The sequence below is a fragment of the Micromonospora sp. WMMC264 genome (assembly GCF_027497275.1).
In the GTDB taxonomy this organism is placed as follows: domain Bacteria; phylum Actinomycetota; class Actinomycetes; order Mycobacteriales; family Micromonosporaceae; genus Micromonospora; species Micromonospora chalcea.
The window spans coordinates 1,572,197-1,594,403 of the sequence record NZ_CP114907.1 but is presented as its reverse complement, the minus strand read 5'-3'; the positions used below and the strand labels follow the sequence as shown (position 1 = coordinate 1,594,403).

General features: G+C 71.6%; 18 protein-coding genes. 9 read left to right on the top strand and 9 right to left on the bottom strand.

Features of this window, described 5'->3' with window-relative positions; all coding sequences use genetic code 11:
• The first annotated feature begins 13 nt into the window (after nt 1–13).
• The 3 genes from O7542_RS06580 (at nt 14) to O7542_RS06570 (ending at nt 4,843) form a co-directional block, all read left to right on the top strand.
• Entirely contained in the window at nt 14–1,558 is a 1,545-nt protein-coding gene (locus O7542_RS06580) for an NAD(P)-binding domain-containing protein (protein WP_043322960.1), read from the top strand.
• Entirely contained in the window at nt 1,548–2,981 is a 1,434-nt protein-coding gene (locus O7542_RS06575; RefSeq protein WP_281605871.1) for a fatty acid--CoA ligase family protein, read from the top strand. The genes O7542_RS06580 and O7542_RS06575 overlap by 11 nt, the downstream gene beginning before the upstream one ends.
• Nucleotides 2,982–3,274: 293 nt before the next feature.
• On the top strand, nt 3,275–4,843 hold the full coding sequence (locus O7542_RS06570) for a CopD family protein (protein WP_069088326.1): 1,569 nt from the start codon (nt 3,275–3,277) through the stop codon (nt 4,841–4,843).
• Nucleotides 4,844–4,870: 27 nt separating this feature from the next.
• Here the strand turns inward: O7542_RS06570 and O7542_RS06565 are convergent, their stop codons facing one another.
• The 7 genes from O7542_RS06565 to O7542_RS06535 all read right to left on the bottom strand — a co-directional run bounded on the left by O7542_RS06565 (nt 4,871) and on the right by O7542_RS06535 (nt 9,676).
• Nucleotides 4,871–5,794: a M56 family metallopeptidase gene (locus tag O7542_RS06565; protein WP_069088325.1), complete on the bottom strand. Its 924-nt coding sequence runs from the start codon at nt 5,792–5,794 to the stop codon at nt 4,871–4,873.
• Nucleotides 5,791–6,153, bottom strand: coding sequence for a BlaI/MecI/CopY family transcriptional regulator (locus O7542_RS06560; RefSeq protein WP_082930889.1), 363 nt, complete (start codon nt 6,151–6,153; stop codon nt 5,791–5,793). The genes O7542_RS06565 and O7542_RS06560 overlap by 4 nt, the downstream gene beginning before the upstream one ends.
• Nucleotides 6,154–6,240: 87 nt before the next feature.
• Nucleotides 6,241–6,900 carry a DUF305 domain-containing protein gene (locus O7542_RS06555; protein WP_064445482.1) on the bottom strand — a complete coding sequence of 220 codons (660 nt, stop codon included), beginning with the start codon at nt 6,898–6,900 and terminating at the stop codon, nt 6,241–6,243.
• Between the two features lie 76 nt (nt 6,901–6,976).
• Nucleotides 6,977–7,390 (bottom strand): DUF6153 family protein, encoded by a 414-nt coding sequence (locus tag O7542_RS06550; protein ID WP_064445481.1) that lies wholly within the window; start codon nt 7,388–7,390, stop codon nt 6,977–6,979.
• 110 nt (nt 7,391–7,500) lie between these two features.
• Nucleotides 7,501–7,986 (bottom strand): DUF3237 domain-containing protein, encoded by a 486-nt coding sequence (locus O7542_RS06545; protein ID WP_281605870.1) that lies wholly within the window; start codon nt 7,984–7,986, stop codon nt 7,501–7,503.
• A complete protein-coding gene (locus tag O7542_RS06540) occupies nt 7,983–8,450 on the bottom strand; it encodes a MarR family transcriptional regulator (protein WP_198033248.1) in 468 nt (155 codons plus the stop codon). The genes O7542_RS06545 and O7542_RS06540 overlap by 4 nt, the downstream gene beginning before the upstream one ends.
• Nucleotides 8,447–9,676: a flavin-dependent oxidoreductase gene (locus O7542_RS06535; protein WP_244205984.1), complete on the bottom strand. Its 1,230-nt coding sequence runs from the start codon at nt 9,674–9,676 to the stop codon at nt 8,447–8,449. Before O7542_RS06535 ends, O7542_RS06540 begins: the two co-directional genes overlap by 4 nt.
• A 237-nt stretch (nt 9,677–9,913) precedes the next feature.
• On the opposite strand from O7542_RS06535, the gene O7542_RS06530 reads away from it, so the two are divergent.
• Genes O7542_RS06530 through O7542_RS06505 form a run of 6 tightly spaced genes read left to right on the top strand, consistent with a single transcriptional unit; the run spans nt 9,914 to nt 18,406 of the window.
• Nucleotides 9,914–10,891, top strand: coding sequence for an ABC transporter substrate-binding protein (locus tag O7542_RS06530; RefSeq protein WP_113973117.1), 978 nt, complete (start codon nt 9,914–9,916; stop codon nt 10,889–10,891).
• 7 nt (nt 10,892–10,898) lie between these two features.
• Nucleotides 10,899–11,669 carry an ABC transporter permease gene (locus O7542_RS06525; protein WP_043322952.1) on the top strand — a complete coding sequence of 257 codons (771 nt, stop codon included), beginning with the start codon at nt 10,899–10,901 and terminating at the stop codon, nt 11,667–11,669.
• A complete protein-coding gene (locus O7542_RS06520) occupies nt 11,666–12,481 on the top strand; it encodes an ABC transporter permease (protein WP_064445478.1) in 816 nt (271 codons plus the stop codon). Before O7542_RS06525 ends, O7542_RS06520 begins: the two co-directional genes overlap by 4 nt.
• On the top strand, nt 12,474–13,292 hold the full coding sequence (locus tag O7542_RS06515) for an ABC transporter ATP-binding protein (protein ID WP_043322950.1): 819 nt from the start codon (nt 12,474–12,476) through the stop codon (nt 13,290–13,292). The genes O7542_RS06520 and O7542_RS06515 overlap by 8 nt, the downstream gene beginning before the upstream one ends.
• Nucleotides 13,293–13,348: 56 nt before the next feature.
• A complete protein-coding gene (gene adhE, locus O7542_RS06510) occupies nt 13,349–15,943 on the top strand; it encodes a bifunctional acetaldehyde-CoA/alcohol dehydrogenase (protein ID WP_281605869.1) in 2,595 nt (864 codons plus the stop codon).
• A gap of 60 nt (nt 15,944–16,003) precedes the next feature.
• The gene (locus O7542_RS06505; protein ID WP_281605868.1) at nt 16,004–18,406 is read left to right on the top strand and encodes a phosphoketolase family protein; all 2,403 of its coding nucleotides are present in this window, start codon (nt 16,004–16,006) and stop codon (nt 18,404–18,406) included.
• A gap of 65 nt (nt 18,407–18,471) precedes the next feature.
• On the opposite strand, the gene O7542_RS06500 is transcribed toward O7542_RS06505, so the two are convergent.
• Both O7542_RS06500 and O7542_RS06495 read right to left on the bottom strand, forming a co-directional pair.
• Nucleotides 18,472–20,436: a right-handed parallel beta-helix repeat-containing protein gene (locus O7542_RS06500; RefSeq protein WP_069088319.1), complete on the bottom strand. Its 1,965-nt coding sequence runs from the start codon at nt 20,434–20,436 to the stop codon at nt 18,472–18,474.
• Between the two features lie 27 nt (nt 20,437–20,463).
• The gene (locus O7542_RS06495) at nt 20,464–22,128 is read right to left on the bottom strand and encodes a CocE/NonD family hydrolase (protein WP_281605867.1); all 1,665 of its coding nucleotides are present in this window, start codon (nt 22,126–22,128) and stop codon (nt 20,464–20,466) included.
• Between the last annotated feature and the right edge of the window lie 79 nt (nt 22,129–22,207).

Sequence of the window (22,207 nt, the reverse complement as noted above, 5' to 3'; positions counted from 1 at the left end):
TACGTTGCGGCGCATGACGGTCGACTATCTGATCATCGGAGCCGGACCGGCCGGGTTGCAGCTCGCTCACCTGCTGGAGCGCGACGGCCGCGACTACCTGGTCCTGGAGGCCGGCCCGGCGCCGGGCACGTTCTTCACCACCTACCCCCGGCACCGGCAACTCATCTCGATCAACAAGGTCTGGACCGGGTCCGACGATCCGGAGTTCAACCTGCGCGCGGACTGGAACTCGCTGCTCACCGACGATCCGGCGCTGCTGTTCAAGAACTACAGCCGCCGGTACTTCCCGGACGCGGCCGACCTGGTGCGCTACCTCGCCGACTTCGCACGCGGCCTCCGGGTCAGGTACGACACCCGGGTCACCCGGATCGCGCGCGACGGCGACCTGTTCACCGTCGACACCGGCGACGACACCCTCACCGCCCGCCGGGTGGTCGTCGCCACCGGCGTGTCCCAGCTGTACGTCCCGCCGATCGAGGGCGCCGCGCTCGCCGAGCGGTACGACACGGTCAGCGTCGACCCGGACGACTTCACGAACCAGCGCGTCCTCATCATCGGCAAGGGCAACTCGGCCTTCGAGACCGCTGACGCCCTGGTCGAGACGGCCGCTGTCATCCACGTCGCCGGCCCGCACTCGATCAAGCTGGCGTGGCAGTCGCACTACGTCGGGCACCTGCGAGCGGTGAACAACAACTTCCTCGACACGTACCAGCTCAAGTCGCAGAACGCGGTCCTCGACGGCGTCGTCGAGCGGATCGCCCGGCGCGACGACGGCGGCTACCGGATCGACTTCCGGTACGCCCGCACGGTCGAGGCGATCCGGCAGATCGACTACGACCGGGTCATCCTCTGCACCGGATTCCGGTTCGACGCGAGCATCTTCGACCCGTCCGCCCGGCCGCGGCTGGTCATCAACGACCGCTTCCCCGAGCAGACCCCGGCGTACGAGTCGGTGAACGTGCCCGGCCTCTACTTCGCCGGCACCCTCACCCAGCAGCGCGACTTCAAGCGCTCGACGAACGGGTTCATCCACGGCTTCCGGTACGGCGTGCGGGCCCTGCACCGCATCCTCGGCGCCCGCCACCACGACACCCCGTGGCCGGCCACGCCGCTGGAACCCACCCCGGAGGCGATCGCCGACGCGGTCATCGCCCGGATCAACCGCACCTCGGCGCTGTGGCAACAGTTCGCGGTCCTCGGCGACGTCGTCGTCGTCGACGGCGACACCGCGCGCTACCACGAGGAGGTGCCCGTCGCGTACGTGCACGACGGCGGCCTGGGCCCGGAGCCGTTCGCGTTCGTGGTCACCCTGGAGTACGGGCCGGACCACGACCAGGTCGACCCGTTCGACGTCACGGTGCCCCGGATCGCCGAGAACGACGCCGCGCACGCGCACGACGCCAGCTACCTGCACCCGGTCGTCCGGGTCCATCGCGGCGGCCGGGTCGTCGCGACGCACCACCTCGCGGAGAACCTCGAGAACCACTGGAATCTGCCGGACGTGCACCACCAGCCGCTCGTGCTCTTCGTCAAGGGCGTGCTCTCCGATGCCGGCTGAGGTCTGGCCGCAGCCCGTGCTGGACCTGCTCGCCACCGGTGACGACCGGCCGGTCTTCGAGGACGGCGACCGGAGGGTCACCACGGCCCAGATGTACCGGCTGGTCCGGCGCATCGCCGCCGGGCTCCGGGCCGCGGGGGCCGGCCCCGGCGTCGGGGTGGCCCTGCGGCTCGGCGTCACCGCGGAGGCGTTCGCGGCGATCATCGCGGCGTTCGCGGTCGGCGCCCGGGTATCCGGAATCCGCCCCGACCTGACACCGGCCCACCGCGCCTGGCAACTCGGCGAGAACACGCTGCTGGTCGACGACGCCCGGGTCGCCGAGTTGGCGGGCACCCCCGACGACGGAAGGCCGCTGATCGCCGCCGGTCGCCCGGACGACGTCGCCCGGATCGTCTGGACCAGCGGCAGCACCGGCAGCCCGAAGGGCTGCGCGCAGACGTACGCGGCGATGAGCGCCGCCTGGGCGCCGTACCCGGACCGGTGGCCCCCGGCGATCGCCGACCTCGCCACCCGGCTCCAGCGTTACCTGGTCTTCGGCTCGCTGAGCAGCCAGGTGATGCTGGAGTACGGCATCCTCACCCTGGCCGCGGGCGGCACCCTCGTCGCGGCCCGGCCCCCGGGCTTCCCCGGCATGATCGCCCGGCACCGGGCGACCGCCAGCGTCATCACCGTGGGCAAGCTGTACCAGCTCGTGCGCGACCAGCGCGCCGATCCGGTCGACCTGAGCAGCCTGCGGGCCCTGCTGGTGTCCGGCTCCCCACTCCCACCGGGCCGGCTGTCCGAGGCGCTCGACGTGCTCGGCCCCGTCGTCTTCCACGGCTACGGCCAGACCGAGACCGGGATGATCACGATGGTGACGCCGGCCGAGATGCTGGCGTCCCCGGCCGCGCTCGCCTCGGTCGGCCGCCCACCGGCGGTGACCGCGCTGTCCATCCGGGACGCCGACGGCCGGCCCGCCACCGAGGGGGAACTGTTCGTGCGGACACCGGCGCAGGCCACCGCCTACTGGGACGACCCGGACGAGACCGCCGACGTGTTCGTCGACGGCTGGGTGCGCACCCGCGACCTGGCCCGGCTGGACGGCGACGGCTACCTGCACCTGCTCGGCCGGATCCGGGACGTCATCATCGTGCACGCCAACCTGGTGTACGCCGGCCCGATCGAGCGGGTCCTCGCCGCCGATCCCACGGTCGCCGAGGCGTACGTCGTCGGCCGTCCCGACGACGTCACCGGGGAGGCGGTGCACGCGTACGTGGTGCCGGCCGCCGGTCACGACATCGATGCCGGGCGGCTGCGTGCTGTGGTGACGGAGTCGCTGGGCGACTCGTCGGCACCGAAGACGATCCAGGCCATCGAGCGGGTTCCGGTGGCGGCGAGCGGCAAGCCGGACAAGCGCGCCCTGGCCTACCCGACACCCACATGACCTTCACCGGTCGTCACCGTCGGCGCGCTCCTGCTCGGGTACGCGCTGATCGTGCCGTGGATCTACGCGGGAGTGCAGGCCTGAGGCCCGGAACGCAAACCATCTAGGTGACGCGGTAGGCGGTGTAGCGCACCCGGTCGGCCTCGCGGATCGCCGACGCCACGAAGACGCACTGCTCCGTTGACCAGGCCAGCTCTCTACTACCAACTGCTAGTAGTTCCCTTAGGATGGCGACCGCATCAGGTCGGAGCGATGGGCGCCGGCTCCACGCCTCCTCGACGAAGGGATCAGCGGTGCCTTTCCCGGGGCGTCATCGGTCACCGGCGCGCGGCGCGGCACGGTGGGTGCTGCTGGTGTGGCTGGCGTGCTGTCCCGCCGTGTTCGTGGTGCTCGGGTTCGCGTCGCCCGCCGCCGCGCACTTCAAGCTGCTCAAGGTCGTACCGGCGGACGGCACGCGCGTGGACGCCGCGGTCGCGGAGATCCGGCTGACGTTCAGCGCCCCCGGCACGCCCACCGCGGCCGGCTTCCGGCTCTCCCGCGAGGGTGCGGCCGTTCCGGTGACCACTCACACCCCCGACGGGGGCCGTACCTGGCTGGTCCACCCCTCCGCCGCGTTGACCGACGGGGAGTTCACGCTGCGCTGGAGCGTGGCCGCCCCGGACGCCCATCCCCTGACCGGCGATGTCACGTTCACCGTGGTCCCGGCCGACGCGCCACCGGGCGCGACGGCCACCCCCCGGCCCACGGCCGGTTCGCACGGGCACACCGGTCACGGTGGACCGGCCGTTCCGTCGGCGTCCCCACCGGCCCATTCCGCTGGGCACGCGGTGGGTCACACGGCTGACGCCGACCAGGGTTCGGTGCGGTTCGTCGGCACGGCGGGGCGGTGGCTGTCCTACGGGGCGATCCTGCTCGGTGTGGGTGGTCTGGTCTTCGCGCTGACCACACTGGTGGGTACGCGCAGCGACATCCGGCTGGTCCAGGTCTGGGTACGCGTCGCCGGGCTGACTGTGGCGGCCGGTGTGGTGCTCGAACTGGCGGCCCTGGCGGCCGTGTTCGGCGGGGGCGGTCTCACCTCGGCGGTCAGCGTACCGGCGCTGACCGCGCTCGGCCGTACGCCGGTGGCCGCCGGGCTGGGCCTGCGGTTCGCCGGTGCGGCCGGGTTACTCGTGGCCGGTTCCCTGGAGGCGGCGCTGATCCGGGGCCGGCACGCGGTCGGGCGGCACGCCGTGGCGACGGTCGCCGCGATCCCGACCGCCCCTCGTCCCCTGGTCGTGCCGCCCGCCGGTGACGTGAGCGGCGGCGAGGCGCAGCGGATACGCGCGCGAGCGGTCCGGCCGGTGCTCCTCGGTGTCACAGTGGCGCTGCTGCTCGGTTCGTTCCTGTTCGACGGGCACACCGTCACCGCGGGACCGCGGATGATCGTCGTGGCGGCGGACGTCGCGCACACGTTCGCCGCGGCGGTGTGGGTCGGCGGGGTTCTGCTCCTGGCGGCGTTGCTGTTCGGGCGTGCGCGTCTCGGTGTGCCGACGGGCGCCGCCGAGATGGCGGTGCGATTCTCCGTTCCGGCCAGCGCCGCCGTGGCGTTGACGGGTGTCGCAGGCGTCGCACTGACAGTGGCGATCCTGGACCGGCCCGGTCACCTGGTGAGCACCGGTTGGGGACGGGTGCTCCTGGTCAAGGTCGCGTTGGTGGCGGTCGTGGCCGTCGTCGGGCTCTACAACAGCAGGCGGGTGGTGCCCCGGCTGGACGACCCCACCCCGGACGGGATGCGTCGCCTGCGCCGCACGGTGCTGGCGGAGGCGGTGTTGATGGTGGCTGTCCTGCTGGCCACCGCGATCCTGGTCAACACCGGCACGTAGGCCGCGACGCCCGGGTGGTCCCGGGGTCTACAGGCAGAACAGGATGCCGGTGACCACACCGGCGCCCAGCGGGGCCGCCAGGGTGGTCGAGGCGAGCACGGCACGGGCGAGCAGGTTACGGCGGTGCGGGCGGCGCCCCTGGAGGCGCTGCAGCCGGATGGCCACATCGGCACCGGCCATCGACAGCGCGGACGGCGGGTGCGGCGCGCCGGCGAAGGTCAGCAGCGCGTCGCGGACGGCGGTCGGGCCGCACTCGCGGACGGCGGCGGCGTCGGCGCGCAGTTCGACGAGCAGGCGCACGGCCGCGGGCGCCTGGCGGGTCAGGGGCAGCCACGGTACGGCGGCGGCGAGCCCATCCACGGCGGCCACCAGGAGGTGGTGACGCTCCCGCAGGTGTGCCCGCTCATGGCTGAGCACCGCGGCGAGCTGCTCGGCCGGCAGGTCACCGGCGGCGCTGGCCAGCACCGTCAGCCCGCCGGATCCGCCGAGGCTGTAGGCCATCGGGGTCGGGTGAGGGATCCACAGCACCGCCGCCTCGCCGCGCTCCGGCGGGTCGCCGGCGAGCGTGAGCAGGTCGGCGTGGGCGCGGCGGGCACGGCGGGCGCGCAGCGCCCGGCGGGTGCAGGTCGCCGTGAACCGGGCGAGCAGGGCCAGCAGGAGCAGCGCGCCGGTCGCCCCGACGATCTCGTCGACGGCGGGCGGCCGGCTGGGTTGCGCCCAGTGCCAGCAGATGCGGGCGAGATCGTGCAGCGCCCACTGCCGGGTGCTGCCCGGCGCGAGGAGCATCACGGTGGCGAGGACGAAGGTGGCGAACACCGCGACGATCAGGCCGAGCCAGCCGAGCAGCATCGCGACGGGGTCGGCGACGTGCCGGAAGCACAGCCGCAACGCGGCGGGGCCACACCAGGCGACCATCGCCGCGCCGGTGACGAGGGCGAGCGCGAGGCTCACTTCCCGGACTCCCGCTCGTCCAGGACCTGCCGCAGGATGTGCAGCTCGCGGTCGGAGGCGGATCGGGCGAAGTGCAGGAGCACCAGGTCGGGGTGGGTGCTCGTCTCGACGACCCGGCGCAGTGTCCGCGCGATGATCTCCTCGCGGGTACCGGCGGCACGGTAGCGGTAGGCCTTGCCGTCCTTCTCCCGTACGGCCCAGCCCTTGCGGTGCAGGTTGTCCAGCACGGTCAGAACCGTCGTGTACGCCAGGACCCGGTCGGTGGTCACCGCGTCGAGGACGTCGCGCACGAGCACGGGCTCGGGCGCACGCCACAGGACGTCCATCACTGCCGATTCGAGTCGGCCCAGTTCCGCCACGCGCTCTCCCTTCGTGCCGGTCAGGGTACGTCAGGTGTCGTGGCGGTGCGGCCGGTCCCGACGCCAGGGCCGGCCGCACCCGGTCGCCTACAGGCGGTCGAGGATCTTCTGCAGGGTCTGCACCTCGGCGGCCTGATCCGAGGCGATCCTGGCGGCCAGCGCCTTGGCCTCGGGGTTGCTCCCGTCGGCCTGTTCGGTCCTGGCCATGTCGATGGCACCCTTGTGGTGGGCGATCATCATCTCGGCGAACATCTTGTCGAAGGCAGCGCCATTCGCCGCGGCGAGGTCCTTCATCTGCTGCTCGGACATCATGCCGGGCATCCCCGAGTCCATCCCCGGCATGCCGTGCCCGGGCGTGGCGCTCATGCCGGGCATGCTGTGGTCGCTGGGCAGGTCCGTGGGCTTGCCCCAGGCCGTGAGCCACCCCTTCATGGTGGCGATCTCCGGATCCTGCGCCGCCTTGATCTTGGCAGCCAGGGCCTTCAGTTCGGGGTCGTTCGCGCGCGTCGGGGCCAGGTCGGCCATCGTCACCGCCTGCTGGTGGTGCGGGATCATCATCTGGGCGAACATCACGTCCGCGTCGTTGACGGTGGCGTCGGCCGAGGGCGAGGCGCCCGCTGCGGAACTGCTGCCGGTGCCGTGCGTCATGCCGCCGGTGTCGTCCGCGCCGCCGCAGGCGGCGGTGCCGAGCAGGGCGGACAGGGCGACGCCCGCGAGGGCGGCGCGGCGCAGGATGGTCGGTTTCATCAGTACGTGGTCCTTGTCGTGAGGTGTTCCGGAACGGAGTCGTCGGGTCCGGGCGAGACGCCGGACCGTGCTCTCCTCACGTCCGCAGGACCGTTACGGCTCGCAGTCGCAGCCCGATGGTCGGGCGGGGTGGGCCCCGGTCCGGGCGGTTCATCCGGGACCAGGGGCCAGTCGGTGTGCCGGCGCCCCGGTGGCGTCGGCGCAACAGGGCCAGGACGCCGAGGACCAGGGCGCCACCCAGCACCGCCAGGCACACGGTGAACGCGTGCGCCCCGTCGCGATGCCCGGGCGAGCCGTCCGGTTCGTGTGCGACGCCGGGCGCGGCGGCGATCTCGTGGGCGGCACCGACGCCGTGGCCGGTGCTCCCGTGTGCGGCGCTCGCGTGGGCGGCGTCGGGTCCGGCCGGATGGCCGAAGGTGTGCATGCCGAACACCCCGAACGCCACGGCGACGAACAACGCCAGCCGCAGCAGGGGGTGAGTGCGTCCCATCCCACCCCCTCCGCAGGCTCGAGCATCTACTACAGGCGCATAGTAGATGGGATAGCACAAGGGCCGGGCACGGGGAGGGCGATCGCGCACAACCCGCCGCCCGGGACCACCTAGGTGACGCGGTAGGCGGTGTAGCGCACCCGGTCGGCCTCGCGGATCGCCGACGCCACGAAGATCGACTGCTCCAGCGCGGCCAGCGCGGGCACCGACGTCTCCAGTCGTACGCCCAGGCGGAAGTAGTACTCGGCGGGGTCGACCGCGTCGCCGCGCAACAACGCCGCGAGGACCTCCGGGCGGCCGCTGCGGACGCCGAACGTCCGGAGGTAGACGTGGCCGCCGTCGGCGGTGCGCGCCGAGTAGCGCGTGTCGATCTCGATCGCGCCGTCGGGGCGGACCAGCTGCCAGTCGGCGCCGCCGGGCAGGATGTCGGCGTCGAACAGGCCGGTGACCCGGCCGCCGACGACCGGCACCACGCGCCGGTGGCCCGCGCGGGTCACCCCGTGGTCCTCCAGCGCGCCGAGCCGCACCTCCACGTCGAACGCGGCCTCCAGTCCGGGCACCGCCGGGGCGCTGACCGCGGGTCGACGCGTACTCATGGGGTGTCCTTGGTGTCCGCGAGCGCGTCGCGCAGGCGCTCCAGCGCGGGCACCGCGGCGGCGAGGGCCGCGCGGTCCGCCGCCGACAGGGTGGCCGCGGCGCGGGCGACCAGGTCTCCGCTCGCGAGGTCGAAGCGGTCGAACAGGTCGAGGGCCTTCGGGGTGGCCAGGACGTCGACGTGGCGGTGGTTGCCGGGACGGGGGCGGCGCTCGACCAGGCCGTTGCCCTCCATCGTGGTGAGCAGGTTGCTGACCGTCGAGCGGCTCAGGCGGAGTCGTTCGGCCAGCTCACCGGGGCCGGACACGGTGCCGCGGGGCAGTGCCCGCACAATCTCGATCTGCGCGTCCGGGATCTCCGGCAGGTGCTCGGCGGCCCGGGCGGCGGCGAGCAGCGTGCGGCGCAGCGGTGAGATGACCGAGGCCAGGCGTGCCGCGTCCAGTTCGGCCGATTCGGGGCCGGTCACGGCAGGACACCGGAGAAGACCGTCGGCGTCAGGGAGGCGCGTTCGTTGAGATCGGCGGGCAGGAAGCCGGCCGCCTTCTTGTAGCCGGTGGCGATCTCGGTGAGCTCCTCCGGCGGGATGACGTCGTGGATGTGCGCGAACCCGTCCGGCGCGCGCTCGCGGGCGAGCACCATCACCTGCTCCGGGCCCTGCCGCCGGTTGCTCAGCACGAGCGCGGTGGTCGCCGGCCGCCGGTCCGCCTCGTAGGCGTCCAGCGCCGCCGGGACCGTCGTCGCGGTGGCGAGGTGGAAGGCGAGGGTACGCGCGTCCAGGATCGCCTGCGACGCCCCGTTGGAGCCGTTCGGGTACATCGGGTGTGCCGCGTCTCCGAGCAGTGTCGTGTTCCCGTGGGTCCACGTGTCGATGGGGTCGCGGTCCACCATGGGGTATTCGAGGATCTCGTCGGCGGCGGCCAGCAGTTCCGGCACGTCGAGCCACGGGAAACGCCAGTCCGCGAAGAGCGCGACGACGGGCGCGGGGTCGACGGTCCGGTTCCAGTCCGCGTTGGGCCCGGCGAAGCCGGGGCCGCGCCGCTCGGCCACGACGTTGATCACGCCGGGACCGATCGGGTACGCGACGAACTTCTGCTCCGCGTCCCCCGCCATGATCATGGTTCGCCCGTCCAGGAATCCGGGTGCCCGGGCCGTCCCCCGCCACAGTGTCAGCCCGTTCCAGATCGGCGGCCCTTCGTCGGGCTGATGTTGCCGGCGCAGCGCGGAGTGGATGCCGTCCGCGCCGACGATCAGGTCGGCCGCGACGCTCACCTCTCCCGCTGCCGCGGCGAAGCGTGCGACGCCGTCGTGGACGCCGACGAGCCGGTGCCCGGTGCGCACCACGTCGGCGCCCAGCCGTTCCCGCACCACGGCGAGCAGTTCCATCTGGAACCGGCCGCGGTGCACGGAAAGCTGCGGCCAGCGATATCCGGCGTCCAGTCCGCGCGGCTCGCTCCAGATCTGCTGACCGTGCCGGTTGTAGTAAGCCAGTGTGCCGGGTGCGGCGCCCAGCCTTTCCACGCGTTCTCCGAGGCCCAATTCGGTCAGCTCTCGGACGGCGTGCGGAAGCAGATTGATCCCGACGCCGAGTGGGCGCAGCGCGTCGGCGCGCTCATAGACGGCGATGTCACGGAAGCCGGCCCGGTGCAGGCTGAGCGCGGTGGTGAGGCCACCGATACCAGCGCCCACGATCACGATCGCCAAGTCGTCGCCCCCTCCGCCACCGCACAGTTTGGTCACAAAATCGTCGTTCGTCAAGACGCATTGTCATCGAGGTCTGACCACTTCGGGCGCAATGCGAGTGGCCTTATCAGAATTCTTGACAATCAATCAACTCTGCACGACGCTGATCGACGCGGTCGGATGGTTCATCTCTGTTCGCCGGCCCCACTCCTCCGGATGCACCAGCGCTTCGCACGGAAGGGCTCGTCCATGAAGAAGGTCACCGCCCTGGCTGTTCTCGCCAGCGTCGCGATCGCCCTGACCGGCTGCACCGACTCCGACGCCACCGATCCGTCCCCCGGGTCGAGCGGCGAGCTGCGCAAGGTCCGCGTGGCGGCGCTGCCCATCAGCGAGACCGCCGCGCTGTGGGGCGGCATCAAGGCGGGCATCTTCCGGGAGCAGGGGCTCGACGTGGAAGTGGTGCCCGCACAGGGCGGGGCCCAGGCCATCCCGGCCCTGATCAACGGCGACATCGACTTCGCCATCGGTCAGCCGTTCGGCCCGTTCCGGGCCGACCTGCAGAACCTCGGCGTGGTGATCATCGGCAACTACGCGTCGTCCTACGCCGACGGTGACGACATCAACGCCGTGCTGGCGTCGGCGAAATCCGGCATCACCCGGCCGTCCCAGCTCGCCGGGCGCAAGGTGTCGGTGAACAGCCTGGGCGCCGCCGGCGACGTCACGATCATGGCGGCGGTCGAGAAGGACGGCGGCGACCCCACCAAGGTCAAGTTCGTCGAGGTGGCCTTCCCGGACGCGCCCGCCCAGCTCGCCGCCGGCAACATCGACGCAGCCTGGGTGACCGAGCCGTTCATCACCCAGATGCGCAAGCGCGGCGACGTCCTCGTGGTCGCTCCGTACCAGGCCACCGTCCCCGGACTCACCACCCTGACGACGATCACGTCGAGCAAGCTGAAGGACTCCGACGCCACGCTCGTCGCGGACTTCTCGGCGGCGATGAAGAAGACGCTCGCCTGGGCCAAGGATCCGGCCAACGAGAAGGATCTGCGCCAGGCCATCAAGGACAACCTCGAACTGCCGGAGGCGGTGGCGGACTCCGTGCGGCTCCCGTCGTTCGGGTGGGAGCTCGACCGGGCCGGCCTGGAGCAACTGGCGACGCTCGCCCAGAAGTACCGCGTGCTCGACCGGCGCCCCGACTTCGACCGCCTCATCCAGCAGCAGCAGTAGCCGGCCGATGCGCAAGATCCTGCTGGGCGCCGTCGGCCTGCTGGGGTTCCTCGTCGTCTGGCAACTGATCCCGGCGCTGGGGCTGGTCGACCCGGACTACCTGCCGTACCCCACCGACGTGTTCGGACGGCTGGCCCAGGAGGTCCGCGACCTGGCGTTCTGGCGTCGGGTCCGGCTCACCATGACGTCGTGGGCGATCGGTCTGACGGTGGCGACGCTCGCGGCGGTCGCGCTGGGCACCGTGGTCGGGATGGTGCCGTTCCTGCGTCGCGCGACCCACACGACAGTCGAGTTCCTGCGACCGGTGCCGTCGGTCGCGCTGATCCCGCTGGCCGTGCTGATGTTCGGCCTGCAGATGCGCGCCGCTCTCGTCATCATCGTCTACGCGGCGTTCTGGCAGGTGTTCGTGCAGGTGATCTACGGCGTCGCCGACGTCGACAGCGTCGCCCGGGACACCGCGCGGAGTTTCGGCCTCACCCGCGCCGAGCGGCTGCGCTACCTCATCCTGCCGACCGCTCTGCCGTACCTGATGACCGGCCTGCGCCTCGGCGCGGCGGTCGCGCTCATCCTGGCCGTCACCGCCGAGATGGTGATCGGCAACCCCGGCCTCGGTCGGATGATCGAGCTGTCCCGCTCCGCCGGTGACGCCGTCGGCCTGTACGGCCTCGTCGTGGTCACCGGGATGCTCGGCCTGCTGGTGAACGTCGTGTTCCGCTTCGTCGAACGCCGCTCGCTGGCCTGGCACCAGTCGGTGCTCGCGGACGAGGCGGCCCGATGACCGCCGTCGGCGCGGCAAAGGCCCGCCCTCGTGACCTGGGCGTCAGGGTCGCCGAGAACCTCCTGTTCGCGGTCGGCCTTCCGGTCCTGGCCGTGGGCCTCTGGGCGGTCTGGTCCACCCGGTCGACGAGCCGGTTCCTCGTCGGCCCCGGCACGCTCCTCGACGCGTTCCGGCAGACCTGGATCGGCCCGGCGTTCGTCGAGGACGTCCTGCCGAGCGTGTACCGGCTCCTGATCGGCCTGTTCGCGTCGATCCTGCTCGGCGTCGCCGCCGGCGTCGTCATCGGCCGGCTCCGCCCGCTACGCGAGATGCTCGAGCCGCTGCTGGAGTTCTTCCGCGCGATTCCGCCGCCGGTGCTGATCCCGGTCGCGATGCTCCTGCTCGGCATCACCGACACCATGAAGGTCGTCGTCATCACCTCCGGCGCGATCTGGCCGATCCTGCTGAACACGATCGAAGGCGTCCGGTCGACCGACAGCGTGATGCTGGAGACCGCCCGCTCGTTCCGGATCTCGCGGTGGGACCGGCTGTGGCTGCTGATCCTCCCGGCGGCGAGTCCGCGCATCATGACCGGCGTACGGCAGGCGCTCTCGGTGGCCCTGATCCTCATGGTCATCTCGGAGATGTTCGCGTCGTCGGCGGGCCTCGGCTACCGGATCGCCTACTTCCAGCGGAACTACCTCATCGCCGAGATGTGGAGCGGCATCCTCCTGCTCGGCCTCATCGGCGTCTTCCTCGCCGTGGCCTTCGGTGTCGTCGAACGCCGCGTCCTGCGCTGGTACCACGGAATGAAGGAGATCACCCGTGCCTGACGGGACCCCCCTGTTGCGGGTCGAGCACCTGCGGAAGGTCTACGCCTCCGGCCGGGGCGAGGTCGAGGCGATCGGGGATCTCAGCTTCACCATGGATCCCGGTGAGCTGCTGTGCGTCGTCGGTCCCTCCGGCTGCGGCAAGACCACGCTCCTGAAATGCCTCGCCGGACTGCTGCGGCCCACCAGCGGCCTGGTCGAGATGGAGGGCTCGCCGGTGACCGGGCCGAGCCCGGCGATGGCCGTGGTCTTCCAGGAGTACGGCCGCAGCCTCTACCCGTGGCTGACCGTCCGCGGCAACGTGGAGCTTCCGCTCCGCCACAAGAAGCTCTCCCGCGCCGAACGCGCCCGGCTGGTCGCCGACGCCCTCGACGCGGTCGGGCTGCCGCAGTCGGCGCGCAGCCACCCGTGGCAGCTCTCCGGCGGAATGCAGCAACGGGTGGCGATCGCCCGCGCCATCGCGTACCAGCCGGACGTGCTGATCATGGACGAGCCGTTCGCCGCGGTGGACGCGCAGACCCGCGCGGACCTGGAGGACCTCGTCCGCGAACTGCACCTGACCCGGGGGATCTCCACCGTCTTCGTGACGCACGACATCGACGAGTCCGTCTACCTGGGCCAGCGCGTGCTCGTCCTGTCGAACTCACCGACCCGGGTCCAGGAGGACCTGGTGATCGACCTCCCGGCGGAACGCGATCAGCTCACCACCCGGGCCCTGCCCCGGTTCACCGAACTGCGGACCCACGTCTACGAGCAGATCCAGCGGGCCAAGCGCGGGCCGGTGGTCCCGTCCTCGCGGGCCCACCGGCCATAGTCGCATCGATCACCGCGGATCTATGTTCGGGGTGACGACCGATGGAGGGCGGAAGCATGATCGGAACCCTGGTGGAGAACGGTCTCACGGCGTTGGCCGCCTACGACTCCTACGGCCAGGAACAGATCGACGGGATCGTGAAGAAGGCGTCGGTGGCGGCGCTCGGCCGGCACGCCGAACTCGCGATGCTGGCGGTCGAGGAGACCGGTCGCGGCGTGTTCGAGGACAAGGCGGTGAAGAACATCTTCGCCTGCGAACACGTCACCAACCACATGGCCGACGTCCGCACGGTCGGGGTGATCGCTCAGGACGACATCACGGGCATCACCCAGATCGCCGAGCCGGTCGGCGTGGTGGCCGCGGTGACGCCCGTGACGAACCCGACCTCGACCACCATCTTCAAGGCGCTGCTGGCCCTCAAGACCCGCAACCCGGTCATCTTCGCCTTCCACCCGGCGGCGCAACGGTGCAGCCAGGAAGCGGCCCGCACGGTCCGCGACGCCGCCGTCGCCGCCGGCGCGCCGGAGCACTGCATCCAGTGGATCGACGAGCCGTCGGTGGCCGCGACGAACGAGCTGATGCGGCATCCCGACGTCTCGGTGGTCCTGGCGACAGGCGGCAACGCCATGGTCCGCGCCGCCTACTCCACCGGCAAACCGGCGCTGGGCGTCGGCGCCGGGAACGTCCCCGCGTACCTGGAGGCGTCGGCCGACGTGGCCCGCGCGGTGAACGACGTGGTGCTGTCCAAGGCGTTCGACAACGGCATGATCTGCGCCTCCGAGCAGGCCGTCATCATCGACGACGCGATCCGGCCGGCCGCCCTCGCCGAGTTCCGGCGACTGCACGCCCACATCGCGACGCCGGAGGAGAAGTCGCTGCTGGAGAAGCTGCTCTTCGGCTCCGGGAAGCTCAACCCGGACGTGGTCGGGCAGCCGGTGACCTGGATCGCCGAACACGCCGGATTCCCGGTCGACCCGGACACCTCGATCATCCTGGTTCCGGTCGACCGGGTCGGCCCGGCCGAGCCGCTGACCCGGGAGAAGCTCTGCCCGGTGCTCGCCCTGCTGCCCGCCACCGGCCACGACCAGGGATTCGAGTACGCCGAGCAGATGGTCGAGTTCGACGGCCTGGGGCACAGCGCCGTCATCCACACGCGCGACGCCGACCTGGCCGAGGCGTACGGCCGCCGGGTCAAGGCCGTCCGGATCATCTGGAACGCGCCGGCCTCGCAGGGCGGCATCGGCGACATGTACAACGCCTTCCTGCCGTCGCTGACGCTGGGCTGCGGAAGCTACGGCCACAACTCGGTGTCGCACAACGTCACAGCGGTCGACCTCATCAACATCAAGCGGGTGGCCCGGCGGACGAACAACCTGCAGTGGTTCAAGGTGCCGCCGAAGATCTACTTCGAGCCGAACGCGATCCGCTACCTCGCCGACATGCCCGGCGTCCGCCGGGTCAGCGTGGTGACCGACCACACCATGACCAGACTGGGGTACGTGGACCGCGTGCTGTCCGTGCTGCACCGCCGCCGCGAGCAGGTCGCCCTGCAGATCATCGACGACGTCGAGCCGGAGCCCAGCGTACAAACGGTCGACCGGGGCGCCGAGTTGATGCGCTCGTTCCGCCCGGACACCATCGTCGCGCTCGGCGGCGGTTCGGCGATGGACGCCGCCAAGGTGATGTGGCTGCGCTACGAGCACCCCGAAGTGGTCTTCGCCGATCTGCGGGAGAAGTTCTTCGACATCCGCAAACGCGCCTTCAAGTTCCCCACCCTCGGCGCGCTGGCCCAACTCGTCTGCGTTCCGACCACCTCCGGCACCGGAGCCGAGGTCACCCCGTTCGCGGTCATCACCGACACCGATTCCGGCAAGAAGTACCCGCTCGCCGACTACGCGCTCACCCCGAGCGTGGCGATCGTCGACCCGGTCCTGGCCGCCGACCTGCCGGCGGTGGTCACCGCGGACAGCGGCTTCGACGCGCTCACCCACGCCATCGAGTCGTACGTGTCGGTCTACGCCAACGACTTCACCGACGGTCTGGCCCTGCACGCCGTCCGGCTCATCTTCGGCAACCTCGCCCGGGCCGTGCACCAGGGCGCCGCGGACCCGGTGGCCCGCGAGAAGATGCACAACGCCGGCACGATCGCCGGCATGGCGTTCGGCAGCGCCTTCCTCGGCATCGTGCACGCCATGTCGCACACCCTGGGTGCCACGTTCCACGTCGCACACGGGCGCACCAACGCGATCCTGCTCCCGCACGTCATCAGGTACAACGGGACCGTGCCGAGCAAGCTCACCGGCTGGCCCAGGTACGAGACGTACCGGGCGCCGCAGCGCTTCGCCGACATCGCCCGTACCCTCGGGCTGCCCGCGGCCACCGACGCCGAAGCGGTCGAAGCCCTGGCCACGGCGATCGAGCGCCTGCGCGACGAGGTCGGCATCGAGCCGTCGTTCGCGGCCGTCGGGGTGGACGAGCGGGCCTTCCTCGCCGCGCTGCCGCAGCAGGCGCTGAACGCGTACGAGGACCAGTGCGCGCCGGCCAATCCGCGGATGCCGATGCTCGGCGACATGCGGGAACTGATGCGCGCCGCGTACTACGGATCGAGAGGGCCGAAGGTCCCGCGGCTTGCGGTCTGCGGCCCCCGGTGAACGAGCCCGGCTGGGCCTAACCTGGGTCCGGACATGACGAGATCAGTGAAAGGAAGCACGGTGACCGCGGTCGAATCCGAAATCCGTACGCTCGCCGAACTCGACGACACCGAACTCGCCCGTCTGGACGCGTGGTGGCGGGCGAACAACTACCTGACCATCGGGCAGATCTACCTGCAGGGCAACCCGCTGCTGCGCGAGCCGCTGTCGACCGAGCACATCAAGCCGCGCCTGCTCGGCCACTGGGGAACCAGCCCCGGCCTGTCGCTGATCTACGCGCATGTCTCCCGGCTGATCCGGCACACCGGTCAGCAGGCGATCTACCTGGCCGGCCCGGGCCACGGCGGGCCGGCGCTGGTGGCCGCCGGCTATCTGGAGGGCACCTACAGCGAGATCTACCCGGACGTCAGCCAGGACGAGGCCGGGATGCTGCGCCTGTTCCGGCAGTTCTCCAGCCCGGGCGGCATCCCGTCGCACGTGTCGGTGACCACCCCGGGCTCCATCCACGAGGGTGGCGAGCTGGGCTACGTCCTGGTCCACGCGTTCGGCGCGGTGATGGACAACCCCGACCTGCTGGCCATCGCGGTGGTGGGCGACGGCGAGGCCGAGACCGGGCCGCTCGAGGGCTCCTGGAAGGGCGTGTCCTTCCTCAACCCCGAACGCGACGGCGCGGTCCTGCCGATCCTGCACCTCAACGACGCCAAGATCTCCGGTCCCACCGTACTCGGGCGCAAGGACCCCGAGGAGGTACGCCACCTGCTGCGGGGCCACGGCTACGACGTCATCGAGGTCGAGGGCTCCGACCTGCCCGGCATGCACCACCGCTTCGCCGCCGCGCTCGCCGCCGCGTGGACGAGGATCCGCGACATCCAGACCGCCGCCCGTGACGGTTCCTGGGACGGCACCCGCCCGACCTGGCCGCTGATCGTCCTGCGGTCGCCGAAGGGCTGGACCGGCCCGGACACCGTCGACGGGACGCCGGTCACCGGCACGTGGCGCTCGCACCAGGTGCCGCTGTCCGGCGTCAAGGACAACCCGGAGCACCTCGCGCTGCTCGAGCGCTGGCTCAGGTCGTACCGTCCGGAGGAGCTGTTCGATTCCACCGGCGCGCCGGTGGCGCTGATCCGGGACCAGGCCCCCGGCGGCGACCTGCGGATGAGCGCCAGCCCGCACGCCAACGGCGGACTGCTGACCCGGGACCTGGACCTGCCGGACTTCCGGTCGTACGCGATCGAGGTGCCCCGGCCGGCGCAGCAGCGGGCCGAGTCGACGCGCAAGCTGGGCGAGATGATCCGCGACATCTACACGCGCAACGCCGACCGGTTCCGGTTGTTCTGTCCGGACGAGACCAACAGCAACCGCCTCGGCAGCGTCTTCGACGTCTCCGACCGTGCCTTCATGGAGCGGGTGACACCGGAGGACGTGGCGATCGGCCGCGACGGCCGGGTGATGGAGGTGCTGAGCGAGCACAACTGCCACGGCTGGCTGGAAGGCTACAACCTGACCGGCCGGCACGGCATGTTCGCCACCTACGAGGCGTTCGCGATGGTCAGCGCCTCGCAGACCGTGCAGCACGGCAAGTGGTTGCAGGAGGCCAAGCACCTGCCCTGGCGGGCGAAGGTGCCGAGCCTCAACGTGCTGCTCACCTCGACGGCGTGGCGCAACGACCACAACGGCTTCTCCCACCAGGGGCCGGGCCTGATCCAGGTGGTGCTCACCCAGCGGGGCGACGTCGCCCGGGTCTACCTGCCGCCGGACGCCAACACCCTGCTGTCGGTGGCCGACCACTGCTTCCGGTCGCGGTCGTACATCAACCTGATCGTCATCGACAAGCAGCCGCAGCTGCAGTACCTGTCCATGGACGAGGCGATCGAACACTGCGCCCGCGGCGCGGGGATCTGGGAGTGGGCCGGCACCGACGACGGCACCAGCGATCCCGACATCGTCCTGGCCTGCGCCGGCGACGTCGTCACCATGGAGACGGTCGCGGCGGCGCAGATCCTGCGCGAGCGGCTGCCCGGGCTCAAGGTCCGCGTGGTCAACGTGGTCAACCTGATGACCCTGGTCCGGCCCAAGGACCACCCGCACGGCATGAGCGAGACCCTGTTCACCGAGCTGTTCACCGACGACGTCGACGTGATCTTCTCCTTCCACGGCTACCCCGGCGCGATCCACCAGCTCGTCCACGGCCGCCCGGACGCGGACCGGTTCCGCGTGCGTGGCTTCATCGAGCAGGGCACGACCACCACCCCGTTCGACATGACGGTGCGCAACAAGGCGTCGCGGTACCACCTCGTGATGGACGCCATCAACAACGCCAAGCGCCTCCCACGCGGCGCCGCCGACCTCAAGGCGTGGTGCCGCAGCCAGCTCGACCGCCACGAGACGTACGTGGTGGAGCACCTGGAGGACATGCCCGAGGTGCGCGACTGGGCCCTCGGCGACTGGGCCGCGCGCGGCTGAGGCAGACGGAGACGGTGACGCCGCCCGGCGTCACCGTCTCCGTTCGCGTACGGGCGGGTCCGCCGTCAGAGGACGCGCGTGCGGCGCGACCCGGACGCGAGGCCCGCGATCGGGCCGACGGCGCCGTTGCGTCCCGGTTGCCGGGGTTCCCCGACCAGGTCGACGCCCATGACGGCCGGGCTGCCGTCCGGCTCCTCGAAATCCGCGTCGGCGCACCGGACCCGTTCCAGATCCCGGCCGGTGACCACACCGACACGGGCCTCGTCGAACGTCTCGGGCAGATCGGTGACGAGCCAGACCGCGTCGCCCTCGGCGACGACCGTCACCGTCGCGGCGCCCAGCACCCACGGCTCACGCTCGCCCGCGAACGGCCGGGCGCCCGCGGCGTAGGCGTTCGCCCGGGCGTACACCGGCTGTTTCACGTCGAGGTACTTCTTCTGGTCGCTGGGCGGCTGCTCGTCCAGGCGGGCCAGGTACTCCGCGAACGACGCGGGATGGCCGTCGTATCCGGCGGTGCCGCCCAGCGGCGTCCCCCGACCCTCCGCACCCGTCGCGTAGGCCGCGCCCGGATCGCCGCCCAGGAAGAGGTTGCCCACGTACCTGTCGTCCCCACCGTAGATCACCGCGTACCCGGCGACCTGCGTGCTGTGCGGCAGGTGGTACGGGGTGGCGCGGTCCAGCACCGGCTCCAGCCGTACCGTGCCGCAGATCAGGTTGTTGACGAAGGCACCGCCCTGGCTGAACAGCTCCAACGCGGCGGGTGAGCCGAAGATGTTGTGTTCGACCAGGTAGGGGCCGTGGCTGACCTCGACGAAGAGGTCCCGGCAGTTGTCGTGGTAGACGTTGCGGGAGACCCGGGTGCCCTGCGCCTGCCAGTCCAGCCAGGTGCCGAGCGAGCAGTCGTGAATCCGGTTGTGCCGGATCACCACGTCGATGGCGGCGTGCAGCTTGATGCCGGCGATCTCGTACCCGTAGAACTCGCGTTTCAGGCCGATGCGGTGGATGTGGTTGTCCTCGATGGTGGAGAACGCACACCCGAGGTGACCCACTATCGCGTTCTGGCCGCAGTCGTAGATCGTGTTGCGGCGGATCACGTGCGAGCCGATGTGCTCCCGGTCCCACCCGATCCGACGGGCCGCGAAGACCGACTCCAGCTGGTACTGGTAGCCCGGCTTGTCGCCGCGCAGAGCGGAGAAGTTCTGCCCGGTGGAGCCCTCCTTCCCGATCGAGATCGCCGAGCACTTGGCGTCGTGGATCACGTTGTCCTCGATGACCCAGCCCTTCGCCCAGCCGGGTCCGATCAGGCCCGGCTGGTCGGCGGTCGGTGGCGCCCACGGGCTGGCCGCGTGCGCCAACTCGAAGCCACGGACGGTGATGTAGTCCAGGTGCGGCTGTTCCGGGTAGAAGACGCTGCGGCGTACGTTGATCTCGACGAGTTCCGTGTTCGGGTCGGCGCCCTGGAAGTTGGCCCAGATCGTCGTCTGTTCACCGACCTCGGCGTACCAGACGAGCCGGGTCTGGTCGGGATCGCCGACCGGACGGGTCACCCCGGTCCAGTCGTCGACGACCTCGGTACGCCGGGGCGGGTCCTCGACCTCCGCGCGGCTCCCCACCTCGAAGAAGCTCAGGCCGTTCAGGTAGACCTCGCCGAGGTGCTTGGGTGGCGTGCCGGTGCGGTGGACGATCCAGTCGCCTGTCACCTCCTCGGCGAACGGATTGAACGAGCCGAACAGCGCGTTGTCGACTCGTGCCCGCCACACCGTCCCGCCGAGCGGCTCCCAGCCGGTGACGCGCTCCGATCCCTTGATCACCACGTGCTCGCCGGGCGCGGCCTCGTAGGTGATGCGGCGGGAGTCGCTGAGACCGCCGTGGCGTGGCTTCACCCACTCGCGGTACTCCCCCGCGTGCACCACCACCGTGTCACCGGGCTGGGCGACGCCGGCCGCCCGGTTGATCGTCCGAAACGGCCGCTCGGCGCAGCCGTCGGCGCGATCGGAACCGCTTGTCGCCACATGGAATACGGATGCCATCCGGGGGTCCCTTCTGGAGATGTCTGTTCAGGTCCATACCGGCAGGTCGATCCGGGACGGGTGGTCGCCGCCGTGGGAGATCTCCTGCTCCGCCCGTACCGTTTTGGCCGCGGTGGCGGCCGGCTCGCCGGTGCCGGGATTGCGGGCGTAGCGCGGATGCGCTCCGGAACTGACCTGCACGGCGACGCGGTGGCCGGCGGCGAAGCGGTGGAACGCCGGCCACAGCGGCACCTCCAGCTCGACGAACCCGTCCTCGTCCGGTTGCGGGTCGGTAGCCGCGGTACCGACGCCGCCGACGCGGCGGATCCCGTCGCACACGCTCATCGAGCGGCCGTCGGGGTGCACGTCGCAGATCCGCACGAACACGTCCGCGCTGGCCGCCGTCGAACGGAACCGGACATGGGCGGTCGGCTCCCCGGCGAGTACGAGCGCGTGCGCCAGCGGTGGACTGCGGAAGACGGCCACGTCCGCGCGGCGTTCGTGGGCGCTGTTGTCGACCGGCCCCGGGGACGGGCCCATGCCGGGGCCGCCGAGCGCGGGCGTGGGCCGGTCGGGATCGTAGGTGTAGCGGGTGCTGCCCGCGCCGGGGACGGCCGGGTCGAGCAGCCCCGACGGGTGCAGGTGCCACCGCTGCGCCACGGTGCCCGGCGGTGGCCACGCGGGCAGATCGTGCCACTGCTCCGCGCCGGTGAGGAAGGCGCGCACCGGTGCCGGCCGGGTCGTGGGCGCGCCGGCGAAGTGTTCCTTGAGGAACGCGATGGACTCGGTGAGGAACGGGCTCTGCGCGCTGCTGTGGCCCCACGGGCCGATGGTCAGCCGGGGCGGGCGGCCGGCCGCGGCGAGTTGGGCGTAGTTGCGCAGCTGCCAGGGCAGGAAGATGTCGTACCAGCCGGTGGCCATGTACACGGGCGCGGTGACGTCGGGCACCGACGCGGTGTGCGACTGCCGGGTCCAGTAGTCGTCGGTGAGCTTCTCGTGGGCCAGCCAGTCCTGGTACCAGCTGATCGGGTGGCCCGCCACCGCGGTGTCGCCACCGGACAGCGGCAGCACGTCGAAGGCCGCGGCCAGCTTCCGGTCCGGCCGCCGCGCGAGCCACGCCCGGACCAGGGCGCCGCGCAGGCCCCGCAGGTCCATCCGGCGCGACCAGCCGAGCGAGCCCTCCAGCGAGAACGCGCCGTTGGTCCAGGTGATCGGGCCGAAGTCGGCCATCGTGACGTTCAGGCACAGCGCGTCCGGGGCGTTGCCGGGGTCGTCACGGCACATCCGTCCGGCCACCGCCCACTGGGTGTAGCCGAGGTAGCTCTCCCCGTACGTCGCGACGGTGCCGGCGCACCACTGCTGGCGGCGTACCCACCGGTGGGTGGCGATGCCGTCGCGCTGCTCGTCGAGCTGGGGCCGGAAACTGCCACCGGAGCCACCGGTGCCGCGGCAGCTCTGCACCAGCACCGTGAACCCCGCGCGGGCCAGCGCCGGCGCGTGGGTCAGCGAGCCGTGCCGGCCGTACGGGGAGCGGACGACGATCGTGGGCAACGGCGGTTCCACCACGCCGACCGGCTGGTAGAGGTCGGCGACCAGCTCGACGCCGTCGTCCATCGGCACGCGCAGCCCGCGCCGCACGGTGAAGGTGTACGGGAACTCCGTGGCCGCGTCGCGACGGGGGCGCCGGGACAGGAGGCGGCCGAGAACTGTCATCGCCCACTCGCGGGTTGTCCGATACGGTTCGCGACATCGACACTCGTGGAGGCGTCGTGCCCGTACGAGAAGGAGCGGA

What these genes read in the sequence shown, in the direction of transcription:
- O7542_RS06580 (WP_043322960.1), top strand. Translation starts at nt 14, where the DNA reads ATGACGGTCGACTATCTGATCATCGGAGCCGGACCGGCCGGGTTGCAG.
- O7542_RS06575 (WP_281605871.1), top strand. Translation starts at nt 1,548, where the DNA reads ATGCCGGCTGAGGTCTGGCCGCAGCCCGTGCTGGACCTGCTCGCCACC.
- O7542_RS06555 (WP_064445482.1), bottom strand. Translation starts at nt 6,900, where the DNA reads ATGAAACCGACCATCCTGCGCCGCGCCGCCCTCGCGGGCGTCGCCCTG.
- O7542_RS06550 (WP_064445481.1), bottom strand. Translation starts at nt 7,390, where the DNA reads ATGGGACGCACTCACCCCCTGCTGCGGCTGGCGTTGTTCGTCGCCGTG.
- O7542_RS06545 (WP_281605870.1), bottom strand. Translation starts at nt 7,986, where the DNA reads ATGAGTACGCGTCGACCCGCGGTCAGCGCCCCGGCGGTGCCCGGACTG.
- O7542_RS06530 (WP_113973117.1), top strand. Translation starts at nt 9,914, where the DNA reads ATGAAGAAGGTCACCGCCCTGGCTGTTCTCGCCAGCGTCGCGATCGCC.
- O7542_RS06525 (WP_043322952.1), top strand. Translation starts at nt 10,899, where the DNA reads ATGCGCAAGATCCTGCTGGGCGCCGTCGGCCTGCTGGGGTTCCTCGTC.
- O7542_RS06520 (WP_064445478.1), top strand. Translation starts at nt 11,666, where the DNA reads ATGACCGCCGTCGGCGCGGCAAAGGCCCGCCCTCGTGACCTGGGCGTC.
- adhE (WP_281605869.1), top strand. Translation starts at nt 13,349, where the DNA reads ATGATCGGAACCCTGGTGGAGAACGGTCTCACGGCGTTGGCCGCCTAC.
- O7542_RS06500 (WP_069088319.1), bottom strand. Translation starts at nt 20,436, where the DNA reads ATGGCATCCGTATTCCATGTGGCGACAAGCGGTTCCGATCGCGCCGAC.
- O7542_RS06495 (WP_281605867.1), bottom strand. Translation starts at nt 22,128, where the DNA reads ATGACAGTTCTCGGCCGCCTCCTGTCCCGGCGCCCCCGTCGCGACGCG.